Raw genomic sequence first — 6,137 nt, forward strand, 5'->3', positions numbered from 1 at the left:
ATGTATTGATGTGCGTGGGCAGCAAATTCGCGGTTATTTGTGCCGATAGCATTCCAAACCCGCATGAGCGTATTACGGTTTTAGAATCACTCAAGTCATCCCAAAAAGAAGTAGTTTCTATCAACTTTGAACAAATGAACCGGTTTGCGGGTAATATGCTTGAAGTGAAAAACAATAAAGGCGAAACGCTGATCGTAATGTCGAAAAACGCTTTTGATGCATTAGACGGGGATCAAAAATCTACGCTGGAAAAATATGGCAGGTTGGTTTATGCTGATATCAACACTATTGAAACCAATGGAGGCGGCAGTGCCAGGTGCATGATGGCTGAGGTGCATTTGCCATTAAGTTCGTAATCGATGTTTATAGATTATAGCGAATTTCCATCTCACCTACCATGGTCTATGAATTCTGATCTATAGCGAACAAACAAATTACATTCAAACTATAAATTTTATCCCAACAAATAGCGGTTTATTCCGTTTAAAAATCACATTTTTGCCCCAAATTTTTTAAGGATGCAGAGTTACCAGGAATTTCTTGATTTAAGTGTAGGTTTCCCACAGGATGGTTTTGAGATCATCGACGATGAACTATACTTTCAGGACCTTAATTTGATGGAGATGATTGAAACGTATGGTACCCCCCTGCGCTTCACTTATCTGCCCATGATATCTAAAAAGATACAGCAGGCAAAGCTGTTATTCCAGCAGGCTATTATTAAAAATAATTATCGCGGCAGCTATAAATACTGTTATTGCACCAAAAGTTCGCACTTTAAACATATAGTTGAAGAGGCCCTAAAAAACGAGATCCACCTGGAAACATCATCAGCGTTTGATATGCCGATGATTGACGCTCTTGAAAAAAAGGGATCCGTGAACAAGGATGTAACGGTAATTTGCAATGGCTTTAAAACCTTCCAGTACAAAACCTATATTATTGATATGCTGCATGATGGCTTTAAAAACATCATCCCGGTATTGGATAATAAGGAAGAGTTTAACCTTTATGATGATGAAATTGAGATGGATACTCCTTGTAATCTCGGTATCCGTATAGCTGCTGAAGAGCAGCCCGACTCTCAATTTTACACCTCGCGTTTGGGTGTACGTATGGAGGATGTGATCGATTTTTATCATAATAAAATAGAGGACAATCCCAACTTCCAGGTGAAGCTGTTGCACTTCTTTATCAATTCCGGCATCTCTGATACGCCATACTACTGGAACGAGCTGGAAAAGTATGTAACACTTTATTGCAAATTCAAAAAAGTAAACCCGGCACTTGATACGCTTGATATTGGCGGCGGTATGCCTTTTAAAGATTCATTGGTTTTCGATTTTGATTATGAGTACATGATCAACGAAATTGTGAGCCGGATTAAAGAGATCTGTGCAGAGCACGATACCATGGAACCGGATATTATTACCGAGTTTGGTAAATATACCGTTGCAGAAGCTTCTGGCATTTTATACAAAGTATTGGGCCGTAAACAACAAAACGACCGTGAGCGCTGGCTGATGCTTGATGGATCATTCATCACCAACCTGCCCGATGTTTGGGCTTTGAACCAGAAATACATCCTATTGCCGGTTAACAACTGGGACAGCGAATATGAGCGTGTAAACCTTGGCGGCATTACTTGCGACGGCCAGGATTATTACAACCAGGAAGCGCATATGAACAGCGTATTTATGCCTAAAACCCGTAAAGTACAATACCTGGGCTTTTTTAACACGGGCGCTTACCAGGAAGTATTGAGCGGCTACGGTGGCATACACCACTGCCTGCTGCCATCACCAAAGCATGTGATCATCCGCCGCAACCGCGATGAAACATTCAACTTCGAGGTTTTTGGCGAGGAACAGAACAGCAAGCAGGTGTTAAAGATTCTGGGTTACACAACTTAAGCTATTGCGGGTGGCAGGTTGCCCGTTGCCGGTGAAAACTATAGAATTATAGCGATGAGTTTGTACTCATCGCTTTTTTATTGCTTTATTTCGTCTTAACCGGGATTGGATAGATTAATCAGCTATTTTGGATTGAGTTTCAGTTCAGCACATCAAAAAATCATCTGCACATCTGTAATCTGCATATCTGCACATCTAATCTCACTTGCCCGAAGCCACACCCCAGTAACAGCTGTTGCGGATTTGTTTCAACAATTCGGCGGTAATACTTGATACCGCATGCTCCGGTTTGTTTTGTTTATTGATGACGTACATAGTACCATCAGTATTGTTGTACACATATGAAACAAGCATTTTGTCTTCACCTTCTTCTATTCTCTTTACATCAATCCGTATAGCATTAGTACTGTTACTGGTATCGGGCTTTAAAGCTGGATCTGATGCTTTCACCCAATTAACTGTATAATTTATATCCCGTGACGATAAACTGCCTGCATTATCTTTAAAGCTTTTACTTTCCTGTATTACCTGTAGCAGGCATTTTACGCAAGGATCGGGAACTGTTGCTGTACCATAGTTTTTTTGTGGATTATTAAACACACTATCTTTTTTTCCCGCTACCTGTACTGCAGTTTTTGAAATATCTTTTGACACAGGCTGAGGTTTAGTTTTAGGCTGACCACAGGCGGTTATAATTGAGCCCGCTATCGACATAAAAAACCAGGCATTTAACTTAGTTCGACTCATAATTGGTTTTACAATGGTAGATTAATTTATATACAACCTTTCAGTCTTTTTGTGTTAATTAATCATAAATATAGCCGTGGTAATTTGTACAAAAACCTGTCTGTTTAAATTTAAACATGGTTTATTGCAATTTTCGGACAGTTTAAAGCCTGTTTTGTCTAAAAAATCCTTAAAATTGTCCGATTTAATTTCCCCCTGCCGCGAATAAATCCGACAGGAGATTGTTAACATAACAATTTGGCAAAAATCAGGTTATAAACTGGTGTATTTAATTTCAAAATACCTGTTACAAGGTATCATAATAAGATGACTAATAGCGAAAAAGTTTCGGGCACAACGGTTGATGTAGTTTTAATAGGCGCAGGCATTATGAGCGCCACACTGGGAGTAATGCTTAAAGAACTGCAACCAGATTTAACCATCGAAATTTTTGAACGCCTGGACGTTATCGCAGCAGAAAGTTCGGCCCCGATGAATAATGCAGGTACCGGGCACTCCGCCTTCTGCGAGCTGAATTATACACCCGAACTCCCGGATGGCACAGTAGAAATTAAAAAGGCTATCAAAATTGCCGAGCAATTTGAGATCACCAAAGAATTCTGGACTTACCTCATCGATAAAAAATATATCGCATCGCCACAAAGCTTCATTCGTAAGGTGCCGCACATGAGCTTTGTTTGGGGGCGCGATAATGTAAATTATCTTAAAAAACGCCAGCAAGCCCTTGTTAAACATCACTTTTTTAAGGGGATGGAATACTCTGAGGATAAAGCGCAGATAAAAAAATGGATTCCGTTGGTAATGGACGGCCGTGATGAGCATGAAGAGGTATCTGCTACTTTTATGGATATTGGTACCGATGTAAACTTTGGCAGCTTAACCAGCGGCTTAATAAGTAACCTTAAACAAAAACCTGGCGTAAGTCTGCATCTAAACCACGATGCAAGCAACCTTAAACGCAATAAAGATGGAAGCTGGCTGGTTACCGTAAAAGATAAAACCAGCGGCCAAAAAAGAAAGCTGAACGCCAAATTTGTATTTGTTGGTGCGGGCGGCGGCGCTTTGCCCCTGCTGCAAAAATCGGGCATCCAGGAGAGCAAGGGGTTTGGCGGTTTCCCGGTAAGCGGGCAATGGCTGGTGTGCAATAACCCCGATGTTATTAAACGTCATGAGGCCAAGGTTTATGGCAAGGCATCGGTAGGTTCGCCGCCAATGTCGGTACCGCACCTGGATACCAGGATGATAGATGGCAAACGCGAATTGCTTTTCGGTCCGTATGCAGGTTTTTCTACCCGTTTTTTAAAGAAAGGTTCGTTACTTGACCTGTTTTGCACTATTAAACTAAACAATATACTCCCATTGCTTGCCGTAGGGCGCGATAACTGGCCTTTAACCAAATACCTTATCAGCCAGGTATTACAATCACCCACCGACAGGCTTAAAGCCCTGCAGGAATACCTGCCAACTGCCAAACCCGAAGACTGGACGTTGGACATAGCCGGCCAGCGCGTACAGGTAATAAAAAAAGACGCCAAACATACCGGCGTACTGGAATTTGGTACCGAAGTAGTGACATCGGCAGATGGCAGCATTTCGGCATTATTGGGCGCTTCACCGGGCGCGTCAACATCTGTACCTATTATGGTACACCTGATTGAACGTTGTTTTAAAAGTCATGTTAAATCGGCCGAATGGCAGAAAAAACTGAAGCTGATGATCCCATCGTACGGGCAATCATTATCGAACGATGAAGCGTTGAGCGTTGCCACGCGTAAGCGGACAAGTAAGGTTTTAGGCCTGGATTAACGACCCGCCAGGCTAAAATTTATGGGCACCGTATACTGTACACGTACCGGGCGGCCGTTTTGAAGGCCGGGTTTCCATGGTGGGCTTAATTTCAATATACGTATGGCTTCCTCATTCAGCAAGGGGTCAATACTTCTTGCAACCCTTATGCCCGTTAATGACCCATCTTTTTCTATYACGAAAGTAAGTATCACTCTGCCTTGTATTTTCCTGGCCTTTGCATCAGTGGGATAATGACTATTTTTCTGTAAAAACTTTGTAAATCCTTGTACACCTCCGTCAAATTCGGGCAGCATCTCAAAACTGGTAAAGGGATATTTATTCCCCTGCTTATCATAACTGATGCCCGAAATTAACTCGCCCCTGCGGTATTGGCATATGCAATATACGTCATCGCTGGGGTAGTACTTCCATTCGCCATCTTCAAGCCCGTCAACTACCTCGCCCTCCTGCAGCAAGGTTTTATAGTCCGACTTTAACTGTATCCACCTACCGTTACCGTTTTCGGCCAGTACCTTACCGGTTGAATCATTACAGGAGACCAGTACCAGCTTTCCCTGGTAATATTTGCCGGTTTCATAAATCTTTCCATTGGCATAGTAAGCGATGGCATCGCCCTCCCTTCTGCCATTTTTGTAACTACAAATGATCTTTTTTTGCCCGTTAGGGTAAAATTCAATACACGAACCTTCTAAATCGGCTGTGAAGTTGCCTATCACCAACGTACCAATCAATTTAGGTTTTCCGTTTAAATAATAATCGGTAACCGGGAAAAGATCGCTGCCCGCGCTGGTATCAGGCTTTGTAATTCTGCGGATAAAATCGGCACTATCCTTGTTTTCAATGGGTGTCCCTCTTATCATATCATAACCAGCGTACATATTGCGCATATACGATGTTATGGTATCCTGCTGGGCACTTGCCTGGCCAGCATAAAAAAGTGTTATTAATAAAAACAAGTTGGTAATTTTACCCATGGGGTTAGGAACAAATTAAATTTAACGAGTCAATTGTTTAGGCGCTATATTTAATAGCCGTCTGCTAATACAAAATTTATAGACACTTGATATAAACACTTTGTGGGGATGCCGTATGAGCGGACGGGAACACAGGCGGGCAAATGTGCCACTACCTTTAAAGCTTCATTATCAATACTCGGATGTACATATCTGATTACGTTGGCAAACACAATAAAAGTGATTAAGGCAAGTATAAATTTATTCATATAAATAAAAAAAAGCGCCGATATTAAATACCAGCGCCCTAAATATAAAAATATTGATGAAATAATTACTGAAATGACACAGCCGGCATATTACTATTCACGGCGGTTTCTTTAACCTTAAAATTGGCAGGATGGCCCAGTACGGCTGTTTTTATAATAAATGGCACCTTCACTCCTCCGTTTATACCTTCGTAATCGCCCCATTCAATAATTGAATTTACCGGGCCATCCACCACCTGCTTCACTTTCAACCCGGTTTTTTGATCATAAAAATTCTTGATCACGGTGCCATCGGCGATATTTAGGTCAACTTCATCAGCCAGCTCATTATTTACAACCTGAAGGGTAGAATCAAGTACCATAGTAATGCCGTTATTTTGCTAATCCAGTTCGGGGAAAGGTTTACTTTTTTCTTTTACCAATTTATTGGCTACATCATCTAACGG

General features: G+C 41.6%; 6 protein-coding genes. 3 read left to right on the forward strand and 3 right to left on the reverse strand.

All coding sequences use genetic code 11. The annotated features are described in order from the left end of the window. Together AC1DPZ_RS20105 and AC1DPZ_RS20110 are read left to right on the forward strand one after the other, a co-directional pair. On the forward strand, positions 1–356 hold a 356-nt coding region (locus AC1DPZ_RS20105; protein ID WP_477406728.1), incomplete at its 5' end, for an arginine deiminase-related protein. 162 nt (positions 357–518) lie between these two features. Next, a complete protein-coding gene (locus tag AC1DPZ_RS20110) occupies positions 519–1,913 on the forward strand; it encodes an arginine decarboxylase (protein ID WP_477406730.1) in 1,395 nt (464 codons plus the stop codon). Positions 1,914–2,114: 201 nt separating this feature from the next. Here AC1DPZ_RS20110 and AC1DPZ_RS20115 read toward each other — a convergent pair whose 3' ends face one another. Beyond that, a complete protein-coding gene (locus tag AC1DPZ_RS20115) occupies positions 2,115–2,660 on the reverse strand; it encodes a hypothetical protein (RefSeq protein ID WP_477406732.1) in 546 nt (181 codons plus the stop codon). A 306-nt stretch (positions 2,661–2,966) separates the two neighbouring features. On the opposite strand from AC1DPZ_RS20115, the gene AC1DPZ_RS20120 reads away from it, so the two are divergent. Further along, positions 2,967–4,466, forward strand: coding sequence for a malate:quinone oxidoreductase (locus tag AC1DPZ_RS20120; RefSeq protein ID WP_477406734.1), 1,500 nt, complete (start codon positions 2,967–2,969; stop codon positions 4,464–4,466). Here the strand turns inward: AC1DPZ_RS20120 and AC1DPZ_RS20125 are convergent. Both AC1DPZ_RS20125 and AC1DPZ_RS20130 read right to left on the reverse strand, forming a co-directional pair. Further along, on the reverse strand, positions 4,463–5,443 hold the full coding sequence (locus AC1DPZ_RS20125) for a TonB family protein (protein ID WP_477406736.1): 981 nt from the start codon (positions 5,441–5,443) through the stop codon (positions 4,463–4,465). The genes AC1DPZ_RS20120 and AC1DPZ_RS20125 overlap by 4 nt on opposite strands. Before the next feature lie 313 nt (positions 5,444–5,756). Next, a complete protein-coding gene (locus tag AC1DPZ_RS20130) occupies positions 5,757–6,053 on the reverse strand; it encodes a hypothetical protein (protein WP_477406738.1) in 297 nt (98 codons plus the stop codon). Between the last annotated feature and the right edge of the window lie 84 nt (positions 6,054–6,137).

The sequence above is a fragment of the Mucilaginibacter sp. P4_G9 genome (genome assembly GCF_056400985.1).

Excerpts from the sequence above, each read along its gene's own strand:
- AC1DPZ_RS20110 (WP_477406730.1), top strand. The coding sequence starts at position 519 with ATGCAGAGTTACCAGGAATTTCTTGATTTAAGTGTAGGTTTCCCACAG.
- AC1DPZ_RS20120 (WP_477406734.1), top strand. The coding sequence starts at position 2,967 with ATGACTAATAGCGAAAAAGTTTCGGGCACAACGGTTGATGTAGTTTTA.
- AC1DPZ_RS20130 (WP_477406738.1), bottom strand. The coding sequence starts at position 6,053 with ATGGTACTTGATTCTACCCTTCAGGTTGTAAATAATGAGCTGGCTGAT.
- AC1DPZ_RS20115 (WP_477406732.1), bottom strand. The coding sequence starts at position 2,660 with ATGAGTCGAACTAAGTTAAATGCCTGGTTTTTTATGTCGATAGCGGGC.